Raw genomic sequence first — 21,146 nt, forward strand, 5'->3', positions numbered from 1 at the left:
CGCGCGGTGGTTGCCGCGACCCACCACACCGCCTCCACCCCTGTGCCGTCCTTTCGTGTGGATCTCCGGCCGCGCCTGTCCTCTCCGCCGCCCTCCCGGCAATATCCTCAGCCGCCATGGACACCCCGGAGGTCACCAAGCTGTCGACGCTCGCCGAGCGCCTGGGCTGGCAGCGGCGTGAGTCGACAGGTGTCCACGTCGTCGACCTGCTGCTCGCCCGCGGCGTCTCCGACCTCATCGCCGCGCTCGCCGAGAACCGGGAGCGGTGACGGGATGCCGGCAAACGCTTTCCAACATCGCCGGGACAGGGTTGACTGGGCTGCCGCGCACTGAGGCGCGCAACAGTTGGAAATTTTTCGGATAATCCGCCGCCGCTTCGTCGTGATCCCCCGTGGGAGGCACAACAGTGGCACCGAGAAGAAGCCGGGCGATGCGCACGCTCGGGGCGATGGCCGTCGTGTGCACGACAGCCGTCACAGTGATGTCGGCACCGGAGTCCGAAGCGGCGCCGGTGCGGTACGAGGCGGAGAACGCCGTGATCTCGCAGGGCGTGGTGGCGTCGGACCGCGCCGGGTTCTCCGGCGCCGGGTTCGTGGACGTCGGCGACGTCGCGGGCAGCTCCGTCGAGTTCACCGTCACCGCGGCGCGGGCGGGCAGGACGAAGCTGGTGATCCGCTACTCCAACGGCACCGCCGACCCCCGGCCGGTCGACGTCAGCGTCAACGGCGGCCTGGCGGTGGGCAATCGGGCCTTCGCGGGCACCGGCGCGTGGACGACGTGGGTGTCGGCCGAGAACACCGTCACCCTCGGCGCCGGCGCCAACAAGATCAAGCTCACGTCCGCGGGGGCCACCGGTGGTCCCCACGTCGACTACGTGCAGGTCGAGGAGGCCGTGGCGGAGCAGGAGGCCGAGGACGCCGTGATCAGCCGGGGCGTCGTCGAGTCGAACTGGGCGGGCTTCTCCGGGCGCGGCTTCGTCAACTACGCCAACGTCATCGGTTCGTCCGTCGAGTACGTGGTGAATGCCGAATCCGGTGGTGAACACGACCTCACCTTCCGGTACGCCAACGGCTCGACGACCGACCGGCCCCTCTCGGTGGCGGTGGACGGCGCCAACGCCCAGACGGTGTCGTTCCCCGGCACGGGGGCGTGGACGACGTGGCGGACGCGGACCGTCAAAGCCACCCTGCACGCCGGCGCCAACCGCATCAGGGCGACCGCGACGACGGCGAACGGCGGTCCGAACGCCGACAAGCTGACCGCCGTGCTCGTCGGCCCGCCGGACGACGAGGCGCCCACGCCGCCGCGCAACCTGCGGTTCGTCGGCTCCACCCACGACTCGGTCTCGCTGAGGTGGGAGGCGGCCACCGACAACGTGGGCGTCACCGGCTACGACATCTACCAGCACGGACAGCTCGTCACGAGCGTCGGCGACGTCCTGGAGGCCACCGCGACCGGCCTGCGCGCCGACACCGAGTACGACTGGACGGTGTTCGCGAAGGACCGGGCGGGCAACGTCTCGCAGGCCTCGAACAACGTCCCCGGCCGCACCGCGCCCGCGCCCGTGGACGGCCAGGCGCCCACGACCCCGGGCACGCTGCGGCCGACCGGCGCCACCTCGACCAGCGTCTCGATCGCGTGGGGCGCCTCGACCGACAACGTGGCGGTCACCGGCTACGAGATCCACTTCGACGGCGCGCTCAAGCAGACCGCGGACGGCTCGGCCACGAGCGCGACCGTCGCGGGGCTCACCACCGGCCGGACGTACGCGGTGAAGGTGCGGGCGAAGGACGCGGCGGGCAACCTCTCGGCGTTCTCGAACCAGATCTCCGTGAGCCCGGCGGCCGGTGGCGGCACGGGAGTGCCGAACCCCGGCACGGTCACGCAGATCGCGTCCGGTGTCGACGTGGCGTGGGGGCTCGCGTTCCTGCCCGACGGCTCGGCGCTCGTGACCGAGCGCGAGACCTTGAACGTCCTGCGCGTCACCGAGGCCGGTGCCAAGACCGTCATCGGGCAGGTGCCCGACGCGATGGGCACCAACGGCGAGGGCGGCGCGCTCGGCATCGAGGTGTCGAAGAACTTCGCCACCGACGGGTTCGTCTACCTCTACCACACCTACAGCGACGGGAACCGCGTGGTCAGGGCCCACTTCGACGGCTCGGGGCTGACCGGCTGGACGACGTTGCTCGACGGTGTGCCGAAGAACCGCTACCACAACGGCGGGCGTCTGCGGTTGAGCCCGGACGGCCGCTACCTGTTCATCTCGACCGGCGACGCGCAGAACGGCAACAACGCGCAGAACCTCAACACCTACGCCGGCAAGATCCTGCGCATCCACCCGGACGGCTCCATCCCGTCCGACAACCCGTTCCCCGGCAGTGCGATCTTCAGCTACGGCCACCGCAACGTGCAGGGCCTCGACTTCGACTCGCAGGGCAGGCTGTGGGCGTCGGAGTTCGGCAACTCGCGGCAGGACGAGGTCAACCTGATCACCAAGGGCGGCAACTACGGCTGGCAGCCCTGCGAGGGCACGATCGGCGACTGCGCCGGCACCGTGCCGCCGAAGAAGACCTGGCCGACCTCGCAGGCCTCGCCCTCGGGGCTGACGATCATCAACGACCACGTCTTCGTCGCCACGACCATGGGCCAGCGGATCTACCGGATGCGCATCGACGCCGACGGCAACCTGGTCGATCAGCAGACCTACTTCCAGGGCACCTACGGGCGCCTGCGCACCGTCGAGGTCGACCGGGAGGGCGACATCTGGCTCACGACGTCGGCGGACAGGGACGGGTCGGCGGGCAACGACCGGCTCCTGCACATCGACGTCGTGTACGAGGACGGCGGCACGTCAACCGCCGAGCCGGTGTCACCGGGGCGTTCGAATGTCAGGACGTAGCTCCACGTAGTGGGACAAGTGCCCGTGTGCATGCCTGCACACGGGCACTTCACTTGTTTCGCAAGGATTTGAGGGCTGCGAGTGTCAGACCCCGCGTGTAGCGTCGATTTGGCCAGACGATCACGGGGAGTGTGGCAACGGTGACTGCGTTGCGTGACCAGCCGGCGCCGGCGGTGTTCGCCGACCGCGTCGAGGCCGAGGCCTACGTCGCCTCGGTCTGCTTCAAGCACGGACCTCCGAAGCTCTTCGGCGTGGAGCTCGAGTGGACCGTCCACCACGCCGAAGATCCCACCAGGGTCCTCGATCCTCACAGGCTCGCCACAGCGCTCGGCGGGCACGCACCACCCACTCTCGTTCCGGACAGCCCCCAGAGGCCGCTTCCCAGCGGCACCCCGCTGACCGTCGAACCGGGCGGGCAGGTCGAGATCTCCACTCCTCCCTGCACCAGCCTCCCGGACCTCCTCCGCACGGTCACCCAGGACATCTCGCACCTCACCGCCCTGCTGGCGGACCACGGCCTCGTGCTCGGCGACAAGGGCGCCGACCAGCACCGACGTCCCACGCGCGTGCTGCGGGTGCCGCGGTACGCCGCGATGGAGCACGCGTTCGGCGAGCTCGGCCAGGACGGCATCTCGATGATGTGCAACACCGCGGGGCTGCAGGTGTGCCTCGACTTCGGTGAGCAGGAGCACCTGCGGGACCGCTGGGCGGCCGTGCACCGGCTCGGGCCGGTGATGATCGCGCTGTTCGCGAACTCGCCGGGCATCGGCGGGCTGCACGAGGGCTGGGCGTCCGCTCGCATGAGGACGCTCTACGGCTGTGATCCCGTGCGCACCAGGCCGAGTGCCGTGTGCGCCGATCCGGCCGGGGCCTACGCGCGCAGGGTCCTGGACACGCCGGTCATCGCGGTGCGCGGACCCGGCTCCAGCTGGATCCCGCCGCGCAGGTTCACGTTCGCCGAGTGGATCGGCGGGGCGCACGACCGCCGCCCCACGAGCGACGACCTGGACTACCACCTGTCGTTGATGTTCCCGCCGGTGCGGCCGCGCGGGTACATCGAGATCAGATACCTCGACACGCCCCCTCCGGGAGAGTGGATCGCGCCGAGTGCGCTGCTCGTCGCGCTGTTCAGCGATCCGTCCGTCGTGGACGGTGTGCTGGCGGCGACGGAACGGGCCGCCGGGCGGTGGCTCGTCGCCGCACGGCACGGGCTGGCGGACGACCGCGTCGCGCGGGCCGCCGGGGACGTCGTGGCCCTGGGCATCGAGGCGTTGCCCCGCACGGGCCTCTCTCCAGAACAGATCAGCACCATCAGCCGGGAGCTTGAGGGGAAGCTGTGACCGAACAACTCCGCGAGCAGGTGGCGGAGGAACTGTTGCGTTCGCGCGCGCGTTCCACCGCCCTGACCGACGCCGTCGACGAGCACGACCTCGTGCGGCAGCATTCGAAGCTGATGTCGCCCCTGGTCTGGGACCTGGCGCACATCGGCAACCAGGAGGAGCTCTGGCTCGTGCGCGACGTGGGTGGTCGCGAACCGGTCAGGAGCGACATCGACGAGTACTACGACGCGTTCAAGTACGGCCGCAGCGTGCGGCCCGAGTTGCCGCTGCTGAACCCTCGGGAAGCGCGCCAGTACGTCGCCGACGTGCGCGGCAAGGTGTTCGACGTGCTGGAGGAGGTGCCGCTGGAGGGCCGCCGGCTCGTCGAGAACGGCTTCGCGTTCGGCATGATCGTGCAGCACGAGCAGCAGCACGACGAGACGATGCTCGCCACGCACCAGCTGCGCAAGGGCGACCCGGTCCTGCACGCGCCCGCGCCACCGCCCGGCGCCCTCGTCCCGGCGACGGAGGTGTTCATCCCGGGCGGCCCGTTCGAGATGGGCACCTCGGACGAACCGTGGGCCCTGGACAACGAACGCCCGGCGCACGCCGTGCACGTCGACTCGTTCTTCATCGACACGACACCGGTCACGAACGGCGAGTACGCCGAGTTCGTCCTGGCCGGCGGCTACGACGACCGTCGCCTGTGGACGGACGAGGGCTGGGAGCACCGCACGACGGCGAAGCTCGTGGCGCCGAGGTTCTGGCAGCGCGAGGAGAACTCGTTCGTGCGCACGGCGTTCGGCGTGACGGAGCCGATCGTGCCGGACGAACCCGTTGTGCACGTGTGCTTCCACGAGGCCCAGGCGTACGCGAGGTGGGCGGGCAAGCGCCTGCCCACCGAGGCGGAGTGGGAGAAGGCCGCGCGCTTCGACACGGCGACCGGCCGCACGCGCCGCTACCCGTGGGGCGACGAGGAACCCACCGAGGAGCACGCGAACCTCGGCCAGCGCCACCTGCGCCCCGCGCCGGTCGGCGCCTACCCGGCGGGGGCGACGCCGAGCGGCGTGCACCAGCTGATCGGCGACGTGTGGGAGTGGACCTCCAGCGACTTCGGCCCGTACCCGGGCTTCGAGGTGTTCCCGTACAGGGAGTACTCCGAGGTCTTCTTCGGACCGGACTACAAGGTGCTGCGCGGCGGCTCGTTCGGCACGGACTCCTCCGCGATCCGCTCGACGTTCCGCAACTGGGACTACCCGATCAGGAGGCAGATCTTCGCCGGCTTCCGCTGCGCCAGGGACGCCTAGGCGGATGTGCCGCCACCTGGCTTACCTGGGCGCCGCCGTGCCCGTCTCCTGGCCGCTGTACGACGCACCGCACTCGCTGGAGCACCAGTCGTACGCGCCCGGCGACATGCGGGCCGGGGGAACGGTCAACGTCGACGGCTACGGCGTCGGCTGGTTCCCCGGCCCGGTGCGGTACCGGCGCGCCGGCACGTTGTGGAGCGACCCGAACCTGCGCCAGCTCGCCGCCACCGAGTCGACGGCGTTCCTCGCGGCGGTGCGCTCGGCTACCACGGGCATGCCGGTGTCGGACGCGGCGTGCGCGCCGTTCACCGACGGCACGTGGCTCTTCAGCCACAACGGACGCGTGGACGGCTGGCCGCACACCGTGGCGGGCCTCGCGAAGGCGCTGGACGTGGCGGACCTGCTCACCATGGACGCGCCGACCGACTCCGCGCTGCTGTGGACGGTCCTGCGACGCCGCCTGGAGACCGGGAAGAACCCGGCGCAGGCGCTTGTTGAACTCGTGCACGAGGTTGCGGACGCGGCACCCAGGTCGCGCCTGAACTTCCTGCTGACCAACGGAGAAGTGCTCGTGGGGACGACGTGGACACACGCCCTGTGGGTGCTGCAGAAGGCACAGGGCGTGACTCTCGCGTCCGAACCGCTTGACGACGACCCGGGCTGGCGGGAGATCCCCGACCGGCACGTGGTCACCGCCGTTCCATCCACTGTGGAGGTTCGACCGATATGACCGAGCCGGTGCTGGACGTTCACCTCACGCCCGAGGACGCCGCCCACGCGCTCCGCGCCGACGTGCGGGCCGGGCTGACCTCGGACCCGAAGTGGGTCTCGCCGAAGTGGTTCTACGACGCCGCCGGCAGCGCGTTGTTCGAGGACATCACCCGGCTGCCCGAGTACTACCCGACCCGTGCCGAACGCGAGGTGCTCGCCGAGCGCGCGGGCGAGATCGCCGCGACGACCGGCGCCCACTCGCTGGTGGAGCTGGGGTCGGGCTCGTCGGAGAAGACGCGGCTGCTGCTCAGCGCGTTGCGGGAGCACGGGACGTTGCGGGAGTTCGTGCCGCAGGACGTGTCGGTGTCGGCGCTCACCGAGGCCGCGCACGCGATCATGGCCGACTACCCGGGCTTGCGCGTGCACGGCGTGGTCGGCGATTTCACGCAGCACCTCTCGCTGCTGCCCGGTGAGTCGCCGCGCGTGGTGGCGTTCCTCGGCGGCACGATCGGCAACCTGATCCCGGAGGAGCGCGAGAAGTTCCTCCGCACGGTCCGCGACGTGCTGGAGCCGGGGGAGTGGCTGCTGCTCGGCACGGACCTGGTGAAGGACCGCGACACGCTGGTGCGGGCGTACGACGACGCGCAGGGCGTGACGGCGGAGTTCAACCGCAACGTGCTGAACGTGCTCAACCGCGAGGTCGGCGGCGACTTCGACGTGGAGGCGTTCGAGCACGTGGCGCTGTGGAACGCCGAGCAGGAGTGGATCGAGATGCGCCTGCGCGCCCAGCGGGCCATGCGGGTGACGCTCGCCGAGCTGGACCTGACCGTGGAGTTCCGCGAGGGCGAGGAGCTGCGCACCGAGGTGTCGGCCAAGTTCCGCGAGGAGGGCGTGAAGCAGGAGCTGGAGGACGCCGGGTTCGCGCTGCACCGGTGGTGGACCGACGCGCGGGACCGGTTCGCGGTCTCGCTCGCCCAAGCCCTGTAATCGAGGCCACAACCATCCGATAGGCGGGTACACGCGGTGCTCGCTCGGTGATGGGCTGCATCGATGACATCTGCATCAACGCGGGCCGTGCGCGTTGCGCTCGTCAGCGCAGTCGCGCTCGGCACCGTCATCACCGGCCTGGGCTCCGCGTCGGCCCAGCCCGGGACCACCTCGACCGCGAGACCCGCCGCCTGGGGGCCGTGCGCGGCGGACGTGCTCGCCGAGATCCCCGCCGCGGAACGCACCAGGGTCAGCTGTGCCGTCCAGGAGGTGCCCGTCGACCACTCGCGTCCGCGCGGGGACTCGACGGGCATCGTCATGATGAAGCGCCCCGCGGGCGACCCGGCGAAGAAGATCGGCTCGCTGTTCATCAACCCCGGCGGCCCCGGTGGCGCCGGCCTGATCTACAGCGCCTACGGCGGGAGCTTCTTCACGCCGGAGGTCTTGGAGAAGTTCGACCTCATCGGCTTCGACCCGCGCGGTGTGGGCCGCAGCGCGCCGCTGCGCTGCTTCCGCACCCAGGAGGAGGCCGACGCCGTCAACGTCGGCTGGTACGCGCTCCCGACCACCTCGGAGGAGATCGCGAGCTCGATCCGGCAGTCCAAGGTCTACACGGACTACTGCAAGATCAACGCCGGCCCGCTGCTCGACCACATGTCGACCGAAGCGGTGGCCCGCGACCTCGACATCATGCGCGAGGCGGTCGGGGACAGGCAGCTCACGTACGTCGGCTTCTCGTACGGCACGCTGCTCGGCGCCACCTACGCCAACATCTTCCCGCAGCGGTCGCGCGCGCTCGTCCTCGACGGCAACGTCGACCCGAAGCTGCGCCTGACCAACGGCGCGCAGTACGACCGCGAGCGCGCCCGCGGTTTCGAGATCGCGCTCGACGCGATGCTCGAGCGCTGCGACAGCGTGGGGGTCGAGCGGTGCGCGTTCGCCGGTGACGCCCGCAAGAAGTTCGACGCCATCCGCGAGTCGCTGCGCAAGGGCCCGACGACGCTGCCGAACGGCACGCAGGTGACGCTGACCGACGTCGTCGGCCGCACGGCGAGCAACCTCTACAGCCCGGCCACGTTCAAGGCGCTGACCACGTGGCTGCAGTCGATCCACGTGGCGCAGAACCCGTCGGCCGCCGCTCCGGGCATCCAGTCCGTTGTGGACGTTCCGCTGCTCGGCAACCTGGGCGGCAAGGCGGACGTGCGCGCGCTGCCGGAGACGCCGTACACGAGCGACGACTCGTACTACGCCGTCAACTGCATCGACAAGCCGTTCTCCCGCAGCAACCGCAACTGGGCCTCCACCGCGGCGAAGTGGGAGCAGGAGTCGCCCACGTTCGGCCGCTACCAGGCCGCGTCCGACCTGCTGACGTGCCCGACGTGGCCGGCGCGCCACCCGGACCGCTGGATCGGCCCGTGGAACCGCCACACCGAGAACCCGATCGTCGTGGTGGGCAACTACTACGACCCGGCGACGCAGTACCTGTTCTCGCAGCGGATGGCCAAGCAGCTCGGCAACGCCCGCCTGATCAGCGTGGACGCCTTCGGCCACTGCATCCTCGGTGACTCGGCCGGCGCCGACGCGGCGGTGACGAGGTACCTCGTCGACCTCACCGCACCCGTGGACGGCTCGATCTTCCAGCCGAACGCGCAACCGTTCTGATCCGTCCCGGACCGCCCGCCTGTCGTCGGACAACCCGACGATAGGCGGGTACAAACGGTGCACCCCGGGTGATGGGGTGCATCCGTGACGTCATCCTCTGTTCCTGCGCGTGTCGCGCTCGCGGGTGCGCTCGTGCTCGGCACCATCGTTTCCGGCCCGGGCACGGCCTCCGCCCAGGCCGACGCCTCCTCCGTCAGACCCGCTGCCTGGGGGCAGTGCGCGGCCGACGTTCTCGCCGGCCTGCCCGCCTCGGTGACGCCCGAGGAGCGGGCCCGGCTCACGTGCGCCGTCCAGGAGGTGCCCGTCGACCACTCGCGCCCGCGCGGGGAGAAGACCGGCATCGCCATGATGAAGCGCCCGGCGAACGACCCGTCGCGCAAGATCGGCTCGATCTTCCTCAACCCCGGCGGTCCCGGCGGCTCCGGCCTGCTCCGCGGTGCCGTGGCGAAGAACTACTTCCAGCCCTCGGTGCTCGACCGGTTCGACGTGATCGGCTTCGACCCGCGCGGTGTCGCCCGCTCCGCCCCGCTGCGCTGCTTCCGCACCCAGGAGGAAGCCGACTCCGTCAACGAGGGCTGGTACTCGCTGCCGATCACCAAGGCGGAGATCGGGAGCTCGATCCGGCAGTCCAAGGTCTACACGGACTACTGCAAGATCAACGCGGGTCCGCTGCTCGACCACATGTCGACCGAGGCCGTGGCCCGCGACCTCGACATCATGCGCGAGGCGGTGGGCGACAGGCAGCTCAACTTCGTGGGCTTCTCGTACGGCACGCTGATCGGCTCGACGTACGCGAACATCTTCCCGCAGCGCACCCGCGCGATGGTGATCGACGGCAACGTCGACCCGAAGCTGCGCCTCACCAACGGCGCCGAGTACGACCGCCAGCGCGCCGACGGGTTCGAGATCGCCCTCGACGCGATGCTGAAGCGCTGCGACAGCGTGGGCGCGGAGAAGTGCGCGTTCGCGGGCGACGCGCGGGGGAAGTTCGAGAACATCAAGAAGGCCCTCGGCCAGGGGCCGGTCACGTTGCCGAACGGCACGCAGGTGACGCTGTCCGACGTCGTCGGCCGGGTCGCGGGTGACCTGTACTCGATCGCCCGGATCGCCCCGCTCGCCGCGTGGCTGCAGAGCATCCACCTGGCGCTGAACCCGTCCACCGCGTCCCTCGGCGTCCAGTCCGCCGTGGAGCTCCCGGCACCGCTGAACAACAACGCCGGTCGCATGGACGTCGACCCGCTGCCGGACACCCCGTACACCTCGGACGACTCCTACTACGCCGTCAACTGCTCCGACAAGCCGTTCTCCCGCACCAACCGCAACTGGGAGCGCACCGCGGCGAAGTGGGAGCAGGAGTCGCCGACGTTCGGCCGCTACCAGGCCGCGTCCGACCTGCTGACGTGCCCGACGTGGCCGGCGCGCCACCCGGACCGCTGGATCGGCCCGTGGAACCGCAAGACGCCCAACCCGGTCGTGGTGGTGGGCAACTACTACGACCCGGCGACGCAGTACCTGTTCGCGCAGCGCATGGCCAAGCAGCTCGGCAACGCGCGCCTGGTGAGCGTCGACGCGTTCGGCCACTGCATCCTCGGGCGCTCGGCGGGCACGGACGCCGTCGTGGCGAAGTACCTCGTCGACCTGGTCGCTCCGGCGGACGGGCAGGTGTTCCAGCCGAACGTTCAGCCGTTCGCCTGATCTCCTCGCTTGAAGCGGTGGCGGTGCTCGTGCAGCACCGCCACCGCGGCGGCGACGGCCAGCACGGCGGCGACGGTCAGCCACAGCGGGTCGTAGACCTGGACGACCTCGATCTCCGTGAACCTCCGGCTCATCTCCACACCGCGCAGCGTCTGGTAGCTCTCGGGTTCCGAGCCCCACAGCGGCCCGTGCACGGCCCGTGTCAGCGCCGCGAGCGCCCCGATCCCCAGCAACACCCACAACTTCACGACAGCACGCTCCGCATGATCAGCACCACCGCGCTCGTCCCCGCCACGACCAGCGTGGGCGTCCGGACGCCTCCGGCGTCCACCCTCCCGCGCAACGGACCGGACAACAGGAAACCGGCCACCAGGAACGGGATCAGCAGCACCCCGCTCCACAGCGCGTGCGCCGTGACGTTGCCGGTGGCGCCCAGTCCGGTGAGCGAGACGCCGGACCCGAGCACGAAGAACGCCGCCAGCGTCGCCCGCACCTGTGGCCCCGCCTGGTCCTGGTAGAGCAGCGCGACCATCGGGCCGCCGATCGACGTGGCCGTGCCGAACGATCCGCTCGCCACGCCCGCGGTCACCAGCGACGGCGGGGTCGGGCGCGGGCGCCACGACGTGACCGACAGCAGCACGCACGCCAGCACCGCGCCGCCGACGACCACGCCGAAGCTCCTGCGGTCGAGCGAGTCGACGATCCAGATGCCGACGGCCGTGCCGGGCAGGCGGCCGAGCATCGCCCAGCCGACGCCGCGCCAGTCGACGTGGCCGAACTCCCTCGCGAGCGACATCACCGCGTGCGCGCAGGCGATCACCAGCACGGGCACGGGAACGAGCGCCGGGTCCAGCAGCGCGAGCAGCGGCACGGCGACCAGTGCCAGCCCGAAGCCGATCAGACCCTGCAGCAACCCTCCGCACGCGACGACCACCCCGGCCACCGCCAGCAACCCCCAGGACATGCTTAGCGATGCTACAGATCGGTGTCCGAGGCTTTCCTCGCCGTTCGCCGGGCGTTGGCCGGGCGCACCTACGCTCCGCGCCATGACCGCGTCCCGCCGCTCCTTCCTGCTCGGCACCGGTGCGACCGCCGCCGCTGCCGCCCTGGTCACGCCCGGCTCCGCAGCCGCTGACAACGTTGTCGGCGGTCGTCCCGACCCCGAGTCGCGGCGGTTCACGCTCGCCGTGATCCCGGACACGCAGTACATGTTCGACCTCGACCGCGGTGACTCGGCGCCGCTGAAGGCGACGCTGCAGTACCTCGTCGACCACCAGCGGTCCGAGAACATCGTCTTCGTCAGCCACCTCGGCGACCTCGTCGAGAACGCGCGCCAGAGCGAGATCGACGACATCAGCGCGCGGTTCGAGGTGCTCGACCGCCGGCGCGTCGGCTACAGCGTGCTCGCGGGCAACCACGACGTGCCGGACTCGCGCCTCGACGACCAGCGCGGCCGCACGCCCTACCTCGACCGGTTCGGGCCGCAGCGGTTCCGCAGGTCGCCGACGTTCCGCGGGGCGAGCGCCGACGGCTACAACACCTTCCACGTCTTCCGCGCCGGCGGCCGGGAGTGGCTCGTCCTCGCCCTGGACTGGCGCATGTCCGCCCGGGGGTTCGCGTGGGCGCGCTCGGTCCTGGAGCAGCACCCCGCGCTCCCCGTCATCCTCACCACGCACGAGCTCGCGTACGACGGCGGTGACGGCGCCGCGGCGATGTCCGACTACGGGCGCAGGTTGTGGAACGAGCTGATCAAGGACAACGACCAGGTCTTCCTGACGCTGAACGGCCACTTCTGGCCGCCCGCGCGGGCGACGCTGCGCAACACGGCGGGCAACGACGTCCACGTGCACATCACGAACTACCAGGACCGCTACTACGGCGGTGGCGCGATGATCCGGCTCTACCACTTCGACCTGGACCGCGGTGTGGTCGACGTCCGCACGCTGTCGCCGTGGCTGCTCGGCAAGAAGGCGCTCAACCCGCTGGAGCGCAAGGAGGTCGAGCTGACCGGACCGGCCGACCGGTTCAGCGTGCCGATCGACTTCGAGCGGCGGTTCGCCCGGTTCTCGCCGCCGGTGCTGCCGCCCCCGCAACCCGCCAGGGACGTGCTGGTGCGCGGCACGGTCGCGTACTGGCGGCTCGGCGAGAGCCTGGAAGACCTGTCCGGCAACGGCAACGACCTGCGGCAGAACGGGACGGTGACCGCCTCCGACGACCACCACCGGTTCGCGCCGTCGCACCGCTCGCTGTACTTCGGCAAGCAGGGCCACCTGTCCACCGTGGACTCGGCGCCGCTGAACCGCGAGACGTTCGAGCGCGGGTACACGATCGAGGCGTTCCTGAAGCTGCCCGCCGGGTTCGACCACCCGTGGTGCGGCCTGTTCACGAAGCTCGCGCCCGGCTCGGCGGCCGGCAAGACGGGTGACGACCCGAGCGAGCCGATCGCCACGCTGAACGTCGCCGGCGGCGGCCAGCTGCAGTGGGCCGCGTTCCCGCGCAACCAGGCGGGCATCTCCACGAACTGGGGCCACGAGATGGACTACGAGACGTGGTGGCACATCGCCGTGGTCAACGACGGCACGCACACGACGTTGTACGTCGAGGGTTCTCCCTTGCTGCGCAACCCCTCCACGCCCGCGCGCGGCATCTCGACGGCCGGCGACCCGTGGCTCGTCGGCGCCTACGCGTACAACAGGGTCGTCGAGAAGTCGTTGCACGGCTGGATCGGCGACCTGCGCGTCGTCAACCGCGCGCTGGACCGCTCCGAGTTCATGCGGTCGAAGGCAGCCCGAACCGCGGGAACAGACTGAGGTCGAAGAACGACGAGACGCGCGTGATCCGGTCGTCGCGCACCTCCAGCACCTGGAGGTTGAACGGCCGGAACACGCCGTCCCCTGCTCGGAGGTAGAGGCCGTGGGCGGGCTGGCCGTTCGCCTCGGCGGCGATCATCCTGGCGCCGTGCGGAACCGCCGGGCACTGGTGCTCGAGGTGCCACGCGACCATCTCCGGGCCGCGGTACCACTGCGGGAACGGCGGCATCTCCCAGACGACGTCCTCGGCGAACATCCCGATGATCGCCGGGATGTCCTTGGCCTCGAACGCCTTCACCCACCGGTCGAGCAGCGGCTTGGCGTCCGCGGGCTCGACGACCTCGTCCTCGGTGAGGTCCCGCAGCTGCGCGTGCGCCCGTTGCAGAGCGCTGTTCACCGCCGCGACCGTCATGTCGAGCTCGTCGGCGGTCTCGGCGGCGCTGAGCCTCAGGACGTCGCGCAGGAGCAGCACCGCTCGTTGCCTCGGCGGCAGGTGTTGCAGCGCCGCGACGAACGCGAGCCTGGTGGACTCCCGTTCGGCGACGATCGCGGCCGGGTCGGTCGGGAACGGCTCCAGCCACGGGACCTCGTGGTCCTGGCTCAGCGGGTCGTCCTCGGTGGCGCTGCGGGTGCCGAGCCCGAACGGCAGCGGGCGCTTCGCGCGGCCGTCGAGCGCGGTCAGGCAGGCGTTCGTCGCGATCCGGTACAGCCACGTGCGCACCGAGGAGCGGCCCTCGAAGCCGCCGTACGCCTTCCACGCGCGCAGGTACGTCTCCTGCACCAGGTCCTCGGCGTCGTGCAGCGACCCGAGCATCCGGTAGCAGTGCGCCAGCAGCTCCCGCCGGAACGGATCGGCCGCGGTCTCGAAGTCCACCGTCATGCCCGCGCTCCGATCGAGTTCTGCAGCCTGCCCGTGAGGGTGCGGATGTAGTCCTTCAGCTCCGCCGGCTCGTGGACGTCGAACTCGAAGCCGAGGAACAGCAGGTGCCACAGGATCCGTTCGAGCGCGTCCGCACCCGTGCGCATCAGGCACTTCCCGTCGTCGACCGGTTCCAGCGACGCGGACATCGGCGACGTGCGGTCCGCGACCTCCCGCAGCGGCGCGTGGATCGTCAGCACCGCCTGGTAGGTGTAGACGTTGGAGGAGATCTGCCGCGAGACGAACTCGCCGAGGCTCCGCGCCGGTGGCTCGCGCGGGGTGAACCGCGCGGCGAGCGCCGGTTCTCCCTCGACGCGGTCGACGCGGAACGTCCGCCAGTCCTCTTTGGACACCTCCCACGCCACCAGGTACCAGCGGCGGCCGGTGTGCACGAGGCCCTGCGGCTCGACCAGCCGCTTCGAGGGCTCGCCGTGCGTGGAGGCGTAGGTGAACCGCAGCTGCTGGTGGTCGCGGCAGGCGGCGGCGATGATCGTGAGCGTCTCCGCGTCGACCGTCGGCCCCGCGGTGGTCAGGGCGGTGGTGTGCGCCTGCAGCGCCTGCACCCGCCGGCGCAGCCTCGACGGCAGGACCTGCTCCAGCTTCGTGAGAGCGCGGACCGACGTCTCCTCGATGCCCGCGATCGAGCCGTTCGCCGCCGTCCGCAGCCCGACCGCCACGGCGACCGCCTCGTCGTCGTCCAGCAGCAGCGGCGGCAGCTGCGCGCCCGCGCCGAGCTGGTACCCGCCCGTGGCGCCGGGCAGCGACGTGACGGGGTAGCCCAGGCTGCGCAGCTTGTCCACGTCCCGGCGGATCGTGCGCACGTCGACGCCGAGTCGGCCCGCGAGCTCCGGGCCCGTCCAGTCCCGCCGCACCTGCAACAGGGACAGCAGCTTCAGCAGCCGTGCGGACGTCTCCAGCATGGGACGGATTCTAGATTCCATTGCGGACAACGGCCGTCGATGGCTAGGGTTTGTCCCATGACTGCCGGGTCGGCCTCGTGCCGTGAGCGGAACGGTTGCCCGGCCCTGACTTGATCAGGGCCCCTCCGCCCCGCGCGTTCGTTCCGCCGGAACAACGCGCACGGGAGAGGAGGTGATGCGCAATGCTTCCCGACGTTGGTGATGTTTTCTCGGGGAAGGTCGTCTCGACCGTTCCCTTCGGTTCCTTCGTCGAGCACCCCGCCGGTGCACACGGGCTCCTGCACGGCCGGCAGGCCGAGGTCGGTGCCTCGGTGCGGGTGAAGGTGCTCGCGGTGGACGCGGAGCAGCAGCGGTTCAGCCTGGAGCTGGCCTGATGCCGACGACCTGAGTGCTCGGGCAGAGGCGCCCTGCCCGAGTCCGCTCACGGTCTGCGGTGCTCCGCGCATTCTTTCGTCAGGCGGTCGTGCAGGTCCTTGCGGTGCCCCTCGTCCTGGGGCGCCGGACCCAGCGCGTCCGCCGGACTCGTGATGCCGTGCAGCAGCCGGTACAGCACGACATCCGTTGCGGTGTAAAGCCACATGTCCGCTTTGCCGGGCGGGGCGGCCGGCCCGAGCGCGTTCTCGAACCAGGCGGGGAACAGCAGGTCGTGCGCGACCGCGTCCTCGATGCGGGCGCGGATCTGCCGGCGTGCCCGCGCGACGGCCTCGTTGCCGACGGACTTGGCGGCGCTGTCCCTGGCGTGCGTGTCGTCGTCCGGTGCCTCCGGCCGTTGTCGCGTGGTGATCGCCCGCCATTGCCTGTAGTGCTTGCGCCACAGGGACTCCGCGTTCGGCGGGAGGTGGGTGAGGGCTTCCGCGGCCTCGATCGCCTCGGCGGCCCTGCGGTCGTACTCGGCGATGGCCCTGCGGATGTCCTCGGCCTGCTGCGGGGTTTGCGGCCTGCGGGCGTAGGCGTCCTGACCGTGGAGGATCTTGGCGATCAGGTCCTCGTCGAGGTCCGGCCAGTGGTCGAAGTCGGCCCTGCGGGTCTCGCCCGCCCTGACTTTGCGGTTGAGCGCCACCAGCAGGCGTTCGAGCCGGTGGACGCTCTCGGCCAGTTCGGTGACCCGGTCGTCGGTCTTCGTCAGCTTGCGGGCGTTGTCCCTCAGCTGGTTGGTCTGGCTCAGCTGGTTCTGGGCGGTGTCGGACTGGACGTCGTCGACGCGGGTCTCCAGGGACTTGAGCTCTTTCTTGAGGAGTTCGACCTTGCTCTCGAGCGCCTTGAGCGGATCTATGTTCACCTGTGCGTCCTCCAGGCCCACCAGGCGATTCCCGCCGCGGTCAGGAGCGCCGCCCAGCCGTTGGCCAAGGGGGTCAGGAGGGTTGCCGCCAGTGCCGCCGTGATCGCCGCCGTCCTGGCCCGGGGTTCCCACTGCTTTCTGCCCGCGGGGTCCACCAGGACCGCGGCGGCTGTGGCGGTGGCGAGGAGGAGGGAGAGCAGGGACCAGGCGTCGAACCAGCCCACGGCGACGACGAGGGCCGCTGCCGTGGTGGCGGTGGCCACGGCTCGGTTCGGGATGGTCAGGCGGTCCGCTTCCAGCTCCCTGCGGGCCTGCATCACCGCTTCCACCTGGTCGTTCGTGGTGGTGACCAGGTGGTGGAAGCCGGGGCTGCCGGGAGGTGTGCTCTGCAGGGCTCGCAGGGTTGTTCGCAGGGACTGCTGGCGGTCGGCCAGGCGGGCGAGCGGATCGGCTGCCATGCCCCGAAATCGTGATCATCGGCAGTGGGTGGGGCTAGGGGCGGAAGTCCTAGTTGGTCCGGTTGCCGTCGAACTTCCCTCACTCGGACTAGTGGGGCGGCCGGTTCCTGTTCGGCGGTTCCCCTGGGGGCTCTGCCCCCAGACCCCCGGCGATCTGATCAGGGGCCAGCGCCGTTGGTGGGTTGATGGCACGCCTGTTTCGTTGGGCGGCTGCCGGTCGCGTTGGTGGTGGGGTCCCATCACCAGTCGCACGAGGAGCGGGCCGCAAAGAGGTAGGGGCTGCGGCGCGACTCGTGATGGGACCCCACCGCCGGGAGCGCTTGCTCGGGAAGGCGTTCGGACGGCTCGCCTTCGGCGTCGCGGTGGAGCGGGGCTACGACTTGCGGCGTGCCTCTTTCGGCCACACGACCTCGATCGGGACGCCTGAGGCGCGTGCCTGTTCCACCACGTCCGCCGTGCCGCCCTTGCCCTGGGCCGGGACGCCGTCCCACACCGCCACGAGGACCTCGACGGACGCGAGCATGCGTTCGTTCGCCGCCACGTAGGCCTGGCGTCCGCTCGACATGTGCGGGAGGACGCTGACCACCGTGGCGGCGGCTCGCAGTTCGTCGTACTCGGCCACCTGGTGGGGTTTCAGGCGGTCGCGGTAGTCCAGGGCCGGGAGGACCACCTCGACCTGGCCGCCGAGCGCGAGGACGGCTCTGGCGAAGACCTGGTCGGCGCCCGGCGCCAGGCAGGTGACGCCGACCAGGCTGCCGCCCAGGCGTTCCAGCGTTTCGGTGATGGCGGCCTGGACGGCCGGGACGCACTCCGGGACCAGGTTGCTGTGGCCGGTGATGCCGACTCGCATCATGCGGTCCGTATCGCTCTGATCGCGTCCCTCGTGTCCTGCACGGCGGGGATGTGGCGGTGCCGCGCCGCCTCCTTGGCGAAGTCCTCCAGTTTGCGCAGGACCCTGCCCGAGGAGAGCTTCGCCGCTGTCGGCAGGACCTCGTTGATCAACCCGCACGCTGCCTCCGGGTCTCCCGCGACCATCTTGGTGCGCGCCAGTCCGATGACGTCGAACGCGCGGTTGCGCACTTTCGACGGGTCTCGCAGTTCCAGGGCTCGCCGGATGTGTTGTTCGGCGTGGACGGCCTGGGAGGGGTCGTGCATGGCGAGGTCGCGGCAGCGGGCGCCGATGACGCCCTCCAGCTCGGCCTCGTCGAAGCTGTGCAGGTAGCGGGGTTCGTTGCCGGCGTCGCGCTGGGCGAAGCTGTCCTGGGCCATGCCCACCGCCTGGTGGAACTCGCGGGTCCTGCCCATCTGGGCGTACGCCCAGGCCTCGCGGGTGAGGAGCAGGGCCTTGAGCGTGGGGGTGCCGGTGCGGCGGGTGCCGTACTGGCCCAGCTGGACGAGCTCCAGGCCGTCCTCCGGGCGGCCCAGGTCGAACATCTGCCTGGCCATGGCGGCGAGGCAGAGTGCCGCGAAGCCGTCGTTGTGGCCGGCCTTGGCCATGCGGACGGCCAGCACGTAGTAGCGCTGGGCCGCGTTGTGCAGTCCCGCGTCGAACGACATGCTCGCCGCCACCTTCGACAGTTCCGCGCCGATGAAGAACGCGCGTTCCGTCGTCGGGCCCGAGGGGGCCCTGCCGAGGCGTTCGGCCAGTTCGTCGAGCTGGCCGAGGACGGCCTTGCGAGCGAGGCCGTAGCCGCCCCGGCCTCCCCAGCCGCGCAGGCCGTCGGCCACGCGCTGCAACGCGAAGAGCTCCTCCTCGCTGATCGCCGAGTGCGACGACCACTTCGACAGGTTCTGCAGGGGGTGCAACCACCGCTGCAGCGGCTCGACCAGTGCGGACCCCACCGTCACCGCGGCGGCTCCCGCGAGCGCCGCTCGTCTGCTGATCGCCAAGTCGCTCCTCGCCGTCTCCTCGACCGAACGGGCAATGCTCGTCGCCTCCCAGGGGGCGGCGAGCACATCTGGCGGGCCCGTGTCGGGGGAGCCCACCTGAGCTGGGATGACGACTCGGTCGAACCACAGTCGTTCGCCCGGCACGCCGAGCACCTGCGCGAAGTGGCGCAGCCGGTCGAGGCGGTCGATCTGGTTCTCACCCGACTCGTAACGCGACAGCTGCGCCTGGCTGATGCCGAGCCACGCCGCCATGCGGTCCTGCGTGACCCGGCTGAGGTGCTGGGGGTGGTGCCGGTAGGCGGAGATCAACGCACCCATGTCGCGGTCGGTGCACGCCGCCACGATCGTGGGGTGGTCCCAGAACTCGTTCGGGACCTCGGGTGGGCCGTGCACGGCCGAACGGGCGTTGCGGCGGCACCGGTGACACAGCCGATCGGTGTTGTCGGCGGCGATGAACGCTCCACACGGGCAAGCGCGCCTGGATCTGGGTCTCGCTGCATCCATCGGCCTCGCCCCCGTCACTGAGCGTTTTCCAAGTGTACGGACGTGTGATCGTCAGTCCATCCATCTCATGCATAAGACGTAATGGGTTCGCGTGTCGCAGTTCCGGTGCCTCCGCCCGGCGGATGAGCTTCATACGTCCGCTGCATGAGCCGCATGCAGGGCGCGAGTGGTGTCGGGGGGAAGTGAGACGCACCCTGCACATCGACGGGCCCGCGGGTCGACCCCCGTGGCTCGTCCAGCGCCACCCACCAACGGGGAGGACAACCGCCGATGAGCCTCACGACCGCGGAGACCGGTACGGGGAGTACCGGGATCCCTCAGCACAGGGGACGCGCACGGGCGATCGGGGAGGCCGTGGCCGGCTACCGGTTGCTCGGCTGGCAGGTGACCGTCACCGAGCAGGGAGTGTTCCTGCCCCTGGGCCCCGCCACGACAGCCCTGGCGATGCCGGCGAGGATCGGGTCGCGAGTGCTGGCCGACCTGAAGTCGCGCATGCTCGCCGGTCCCGTCACCGTCATCCCCGGACCCCGCGAACACTGGATCTTCCTCGCCGAGCTCGTGGCACTGCTGCCCACGCACCTCAAGGCGCCGCCGGAGGTCCAGTTCGTGCGCTCACCCCACCGGATCGCCCTCCCGCCCACGATGACCAGGTACGGATCGCTGCGCTGGGCGAACCCGCCGTCGCACTCGCGGCACTGGTTCCCGCCCTTCACCGCCGTGCTCGCCCTGGCCCGGACGGCCGCCGCGGAGGACCAGCGCCGATAATCGGTGCCCGTGGACCGTCGTTCAGTGTTGTTGTGCGGGCTCGCCGCTGCCCTGGCCGCGTGTGGCGAGCCCGCTGCCCGCAAGACGGGCGGTGTCGGCACCGCCCGCGCCGGTGACCGCGTGACACCCGTGTCCGCGGTGCCCGTGGGCGGCGGGGTGCTGGTGGACATGCCCGGCAACGCCCAGCTGCTGGTCGTGCAGCCTCAATCGGGTGAATTCCGCGCGTTCAACCCTTCATGCCCGCACGTGGGTTCCTTGGTGAACCCGCCCACCGGTGGCGTCATCACGTGCCCTCTGCACGGGAGCACCTTCGACCCGGCCACGGGTGCTGTCCGCAAAGGACCTGCGACTTCGGGCCTCGTGGAGGTGGCGGTCACCCGTTCCGGAGACGATCTGGTGCTCTCCTGAGAGCTGTGCGTTTGCTGTGCATCCGGCCTCTCGCTGAACTTCTGCGAACCGATCCGCGTAATGCTGTGGTGTGAGCCCGAACACCCACCACCACGGAGGACCGGTCGTGAACAACGAAAGCCTGGTCAGCAGGCGGGCGGCACTGTGCGGAATCGCGGTCGCCCTCGCCGTGCCCAGTGGGCTCGTGACCGCGTGCAGCTCCCCGGCACCCTCCAGCGGGTCCTCGCCCACCCGAGGCGGCTCCACGCCCACCTCGGGCTCCGCCGGCTCGGCCGGCACCGCGCTCGTGGCCCTGGCCGACGTGCCCGAGGGCGGCGGAGCGGTCGTGGACGGTCCCAACGGCACCAAGATCGTGGTCGCGCGCGTGTCCGCGACCGAGGTGAAGGCGTTCGACGCGTCCTGCCCGCACCAGGGGGCTCTCGTCGCCGAGCCGTCCGGTGGCACGATCACGTGCCCCTCGCACGGCAGCCAGTTCGGCGCGTCCGACGGCGCCGTGAAGAAGGGGCCGGCGACGACCGGCCTGCGCGCCGTCCCGGTCAGGGTCGACGGCGACCAGGTGGTCCTGACCTGACCTTTTCTGTTTTTGTCAGACCACGTCGATAGTCTTGACGGC

The 21,146-nt window shown here is 70.8% G+C and carries 21 protein-coding genes; 13 read left to right on the top strand and 8 right to left on the bottom strand.

Going from position 1 to position 21,146, the window contains the following annotated elements; genetic code table 11:
• The first annotated feature begins 116 nt into the window (after positions 1–116).
• From V1227_RS40010 to V1227_RS40045, 8 genes are all read left to right on the top strand, one after another.
• Positions 117–269 carry a hypothetical protein gene (locus V1227_RS40010; RefSeq protein ID WP_329790252.1) on the top strand — a complete coding sequence of 51 codons (153 nt, stop codon included), beginning with the start codon at positions 117–119 and terminating at the stop codon, positions 267–269.
• A gap of 161 nt (positions 270–430) precedes the next feature.
• Positions 431–2,899, top strand: a complete 2,469-nt coding sequence (locus tag V1227_RS40015; RefSeq protein ID WP_329790253.1) for a PQQ-dependent sugar dehydrogenase — start codon at positions 431–433, stop codon at positions 2,897–2,899.
• A 140-nt stretch (positions 2,900–3,039) separates the two neighbouring features.
• Positions 3,040–4,239 carry a glutamate-cysteine ligase family protein gene (locus V1227_RS40020; RefSeq protein ID WP_442916427.1) on the top strand — a complete coding sequence of 400 codons (1,200 nt, stop codon included), beginning with the start codon at positions 3,040–3,042 and terminating at the stop codon, positions 4,237–4,239.
• Entirely contained in the window at positions 4,236–5,525 is a 1,290-nt protein-coding gene (gene egtB, locus V1227_RS40025) for an ergothioneine biosynthesis protein EgtB (protein WP_329790255.1), read from the top strand. Before V1227_RS40020 ends, egtB begins: the two co-directional genes overlap by 4 nt.
• Before the next feature lie 4 nt (positions 5,526–5,529).
• Positions 5,530–6,255: an ergothioneine biosynthesis protein EgtC gene (gene egtC, locus V1227_RS40030; protein ID WP_329790256.1), complete on the top strand. Its 726-nt coding sequence runs from the start codon at positions 5,530–5,532 to the stop codon at positions 6,253–6,255.
• Positions 6,252–7,223, top strand: a complete 972-nt coding sequence (egtD, locus tag V1227_RS40035) for an L-histidine N(alpha)-methyltransferase (RefSeq protein WP_329790257.1) — start codon at positions 6,252–6,254, stop codon at positions 7,221–7,223. The genes egtC and egtD overlap by 4 nt, the downstream gene beginning before the upstream one ends.
• A gap of 63 nt (positions 7,224–7,286) precedes the next feature.
• Entirely contained in the window at positions 7,287–8,885 is a 1,599-nt protein-coding gene (locus tag V1227_RS40040) for an alpha/beta hydrolase (RefSeq protein ID WP_329790258.1), read from the top strand.
• A gap of 84 nt (positions 8,886–8,969) precedes the next feature.
• The gene (locus tag V1227_RS40045; protein ID WP_329790259.1) at positions 8,970–10,580 is read left to right on the top strand and encodes an alpha/beta hydrolase; all 1,611 of its coding nucleotides are present in this window, start codon (positions 8,970–8,972) and stop codon (positions 10,578–10,580) included.
• Here V1227_RS40045 and V1227_RS40050 read toward each other — a convergent pair.
• Positions 10,565–10,828: a hypothetical protein gene (locus tag V1227_RS40050; RefSeq protein WP_329790260.1), complete on the bottom strand. Its 264-nt coding sequence runs from the start codon at positions 10,826–10,828 to the stop codon at positions 10,565–10,567. The genes V1227_RS40045 and V1227_RS40050 overlap by 16 nt on opposite strands.
• The gene (locus V1227_RS40055) at positions 10,825–11,544 is read right to left on the bottom strand and encodes a sulfite exporter TauE/SafE family protein (RefSeq protein ID WP_329790261.1); all 720 of its coding nucleotides are present in this window, start codon (positions 11,542–11,544) and stop codon (positions 10,825–10,827) included. The genes V1227_RS40050 and V1227_RS40055 overlap by 4 nt, the downstream gene beginning before the upstream one ends.
• A gap of 82 nt (positions 11,545–11,626) precedes the next feature.
• Here V1227_RS40055 and V1227_RS40060 point away from each other — a divergent pair, with 82 nt between their 5' ends.
• On the top strand, positions 11,627–13,390 hold the full coding sequence (locus V1227_RS40060; protein WP_329790262.1) for a LamG-like jellyroll fold domain-containing protein: 1,764 nt from the start codon (positions 11,627–11,629) through the stop codon (positions 13,388–13,390).
• Here V1227_RS40060 and V1227_RS40065 read toward each other — a convergent pair.
• Both V1227_RS40065 and V1227_RS40070 read right to left on the bottom strand, forming a co-directional pair.
• Entirely contained in the window at positions 13,350–14,270 is a 921-nt protein-coding gene (locus V1227_RS40065) for a sigma-70 family RNA polymerase sigma factor (protein WP_329790263.1), read from the bottom strand. The two genes, V1227_RS40060 and V1227_RS40065, sit on opposite strands and share 41 nt — an antisense overlap.
• On the bottom strand, positions 14,267–15,229 hold the full coding sequence (locus V1227_RS40070) for a helix-turn-helix transcriptional regulator (RefSeq protein ID WP_329790264.1): 963 nt from the start codon (positions 15,227–15,229) through the stop codon (positions 14,267–14,269). The genes V1227_RS40065 and V1227_RS40070 overlap by 4 nt, the downstream gene beginning before the upstream one ends.
• Before the next feature lie 182 nt (positions 15,230–15,411).
• Between V1227_RS40070 and V1227_RS40075 the strand changes: the two genes are divergently transcribed.
• Complete coding sequence (locus V1227_RS40075; protein WP_329790265.1) at positions 15,412–15,603, top strand: S1 RNA-binding domain-containing protein; 192 nt, start codon at positions 15,412–15,414, stop codon at positions 15,601–15,603.
• Positions 15,604–15,650: 47 nt separating this feature from the next.
• Here V1227_RS40075 and V1227_RS40080 read toward each other — a convergent pair whose 3' ends face one another.
• The 4 genes from V1227_RS40080 to V1227_RS40095 all read right to left on the bottom strand — a co-directional run bounded on the left by V1227_RS40080 (position 15,651) and on the right by V1227_RS40095 (position 19,249).
• Entirely contained in the window at positions 15,651–16,508 is an 858-nt protein-coding gene (locus V1227_RS40080; protein ID WP_329790266.1) for a hypothetical protein, read from the bottom strand.
• Positions 16,505–16,966: a hypothetical protein gene (locus V1227_RS40085; protein ID WP_329790267.1), complete on the bottom strand. Its 462-nt coding sequence runs from the start codon at positions 16,964–16,966 to the stop codon at positions 16,505–16,507. The genes V1227_RS40080 and V1227_RS40085 overlap by 4 nt, the downstream gene beginning before the upstream one ends.
• Positions 16,967–17,339: 373 nt before the next feature.
• A complete protein-coding gene (locus tag V1227_RS40090; protein WP_329790268.1) occupies positions 17,340–17,816 on the bottom strand; it encodes a hypothetical protein in 477 nt (158 codons plus the stop codon).
• Complete coding sequence (locus V1227_RS40095; RefSeq protein WP_329790269.1) at positions 17,816–19,249, bottom strand: helix-turn-helix domain-containing protein; 1,434 nt, start codon at positions 19,247–19,249, stop codon at positions 17,816–17,818. Before V1227_RS40095 ends, V1227_RS40090 begins: the two co-directional genes overlap by 1 nt.
• Before the next feature lie 381 nt (positions 19,250–19,630).
• On the opposite strand from V1227_RS40095, the gene V1227_RS40100 reads away from it, so the two are divergent.
• The 3 genes from V1227_RS40100 to V1227_RS40110 all read left to right on the top strand — a co-directional run bounded on the left by V1227_RS40100 (position 19,631) and on the right by V1227_RS40110 (position 21,104).
• Entirely contained in the window at positions 19,631–20,125 is a 495-nt protein-coding gene (locus V1227_RS40100; protein WP_329790270.1) for a hypothetical protein, read from the top strand.
• A gap of 9 nt (positions 20,126–20,134) precedes the next feature.
• Positions 20,135–20,533 carry a Rieske (2Fe-2S) protein gene (locus V1227_RS40105; protein ID WP_329790271.1) on the top strand — a complete coding sequence of 133 codons (399 nt, stop codon included), beginning with the start codon at positions 20,135–20,137 and terminating at the stop codon, positions 20,531–20,533.
• Between the two features lie 106 nt (positions 20,534–20,639).
• The gene (locus tag V1227_RS40110) at positions 20,640–21,104 is read left to right on the top strand and encodes a Rieske (2Fe-2S) protein (RefSeq protein ID WP_329790272.1); all 465 of its coding nucleotides are present in this window, start codon (positions 20,640–20,642) and stop codon (positions 21,102–21,104) included.
• Positions 21,105–21,146 lie beyond the last annotated feature (42 nt).

It is taken from the genome of Lentzea sp. DG1S-22, from assembly GCF_036321065.1.
GTDB classification, from domain to species: Bacteria; Actinomycetota; Actinomycetes; order Mycobacteriales; family Pseudonocardiaceae; genus Lentzea; species Lentzea jiangxiensis.

Excerpts from the sequence above, each read along its gene's own strand:
- V1227_RS40010 (WP_329790252.1), top strand. The coding sequence starts at position 117 with ATGGACACCCCGGAGGTCACCAAGCTGTCGACGCTCGCCGAGCGCCTG.
- V1227_RS40015 (WP_329790253.1), top strand. The coding sequence starts at position 431 with ATGCGCACGCTCGGGGCGATGGCCGTCGTGTGCACGACAGCCGTCACA.
- egtC (WP_329790256.1), top strand. The coding sequence starts at position 5,530 with ATGTGCCGCCACCTGGCTTACCTGGGCGCCGCCGTGCCCGTCTCCTGG.
- egtD (WP_329790257.1), top strand. The coding sequence starts at position 6,252 with ATGACCGAGCCGGTGCTGGACGTTCACCTCACGCCCGAGGACGCCGCC.
- V1227_RS40040 (WP_329790258.1), top strand. The coding sequence starts at position 7,287 with ATGACATCTGCATCAACGCGGGCCGTGCGCGTTGCGCTCGTCAGCGCA.
- V1227_RS40055 (WP_329790261.1), bottom strand. The coding sequence starts at position 11,544 with ATGTCCTGGGGGTTGCTGGCGGTGGCCGGGGTGGTCGTCGCGTGCGGA.
- V1227_RS40060 (WP_329790262.1), top strand. The coding sequence starts at position 11,627 with ATGACCGCGTCCCGCCGCTCCTTCCTGCTCGGCACCGGTGCGACCGCC.
- V1227_RS40065 (WP_329790263.1), bottom strand. The coding sequence starts at position 14,270 with ATGACGGTGGACTTCGAGACCGCGGCCGATCCGTTCCGGCGGGAGCTG.
- V1227_RS40070 (WP_329790264.1), bottom strand. The coding sequence starts at position 15,229 with ATGCTGGAGACGTCCGCACGGCTGCTGAAGCTGCTGTCCCTGTTGCAG.
- V1227_RS40075 (WP_329790265.1), top strand. The coding sequence starts at position 15,412 with ATGCTTCCCGACGTTGGTGATGTTTTCTCGGGGAAGGTCGTCTCGACC.
- V1227_RS40085 (WP_329790267.1), bottom strand. The coding sequence starts at position 16,966 with ATGGCAGCCGATCCGCTCGCCCGCCTGGCCGACCGCCAGCAGTCCCTG.
- V1227_RS40090 (WP_329790268.1), bottom strand. The coding sequence starts at position 17,816 with ATGCGAGTCGGCATCACCGGCCACAGCAACCTGGTCCCGGAGTGCGTC.
- V1227_RS40100 (WP_329790270.1), top strand. The coding sequence starts at position 19,631 with ATGAGCCTCACGACCGCGGAGACCGGTACGGGGAGTACCGGGATCCCT.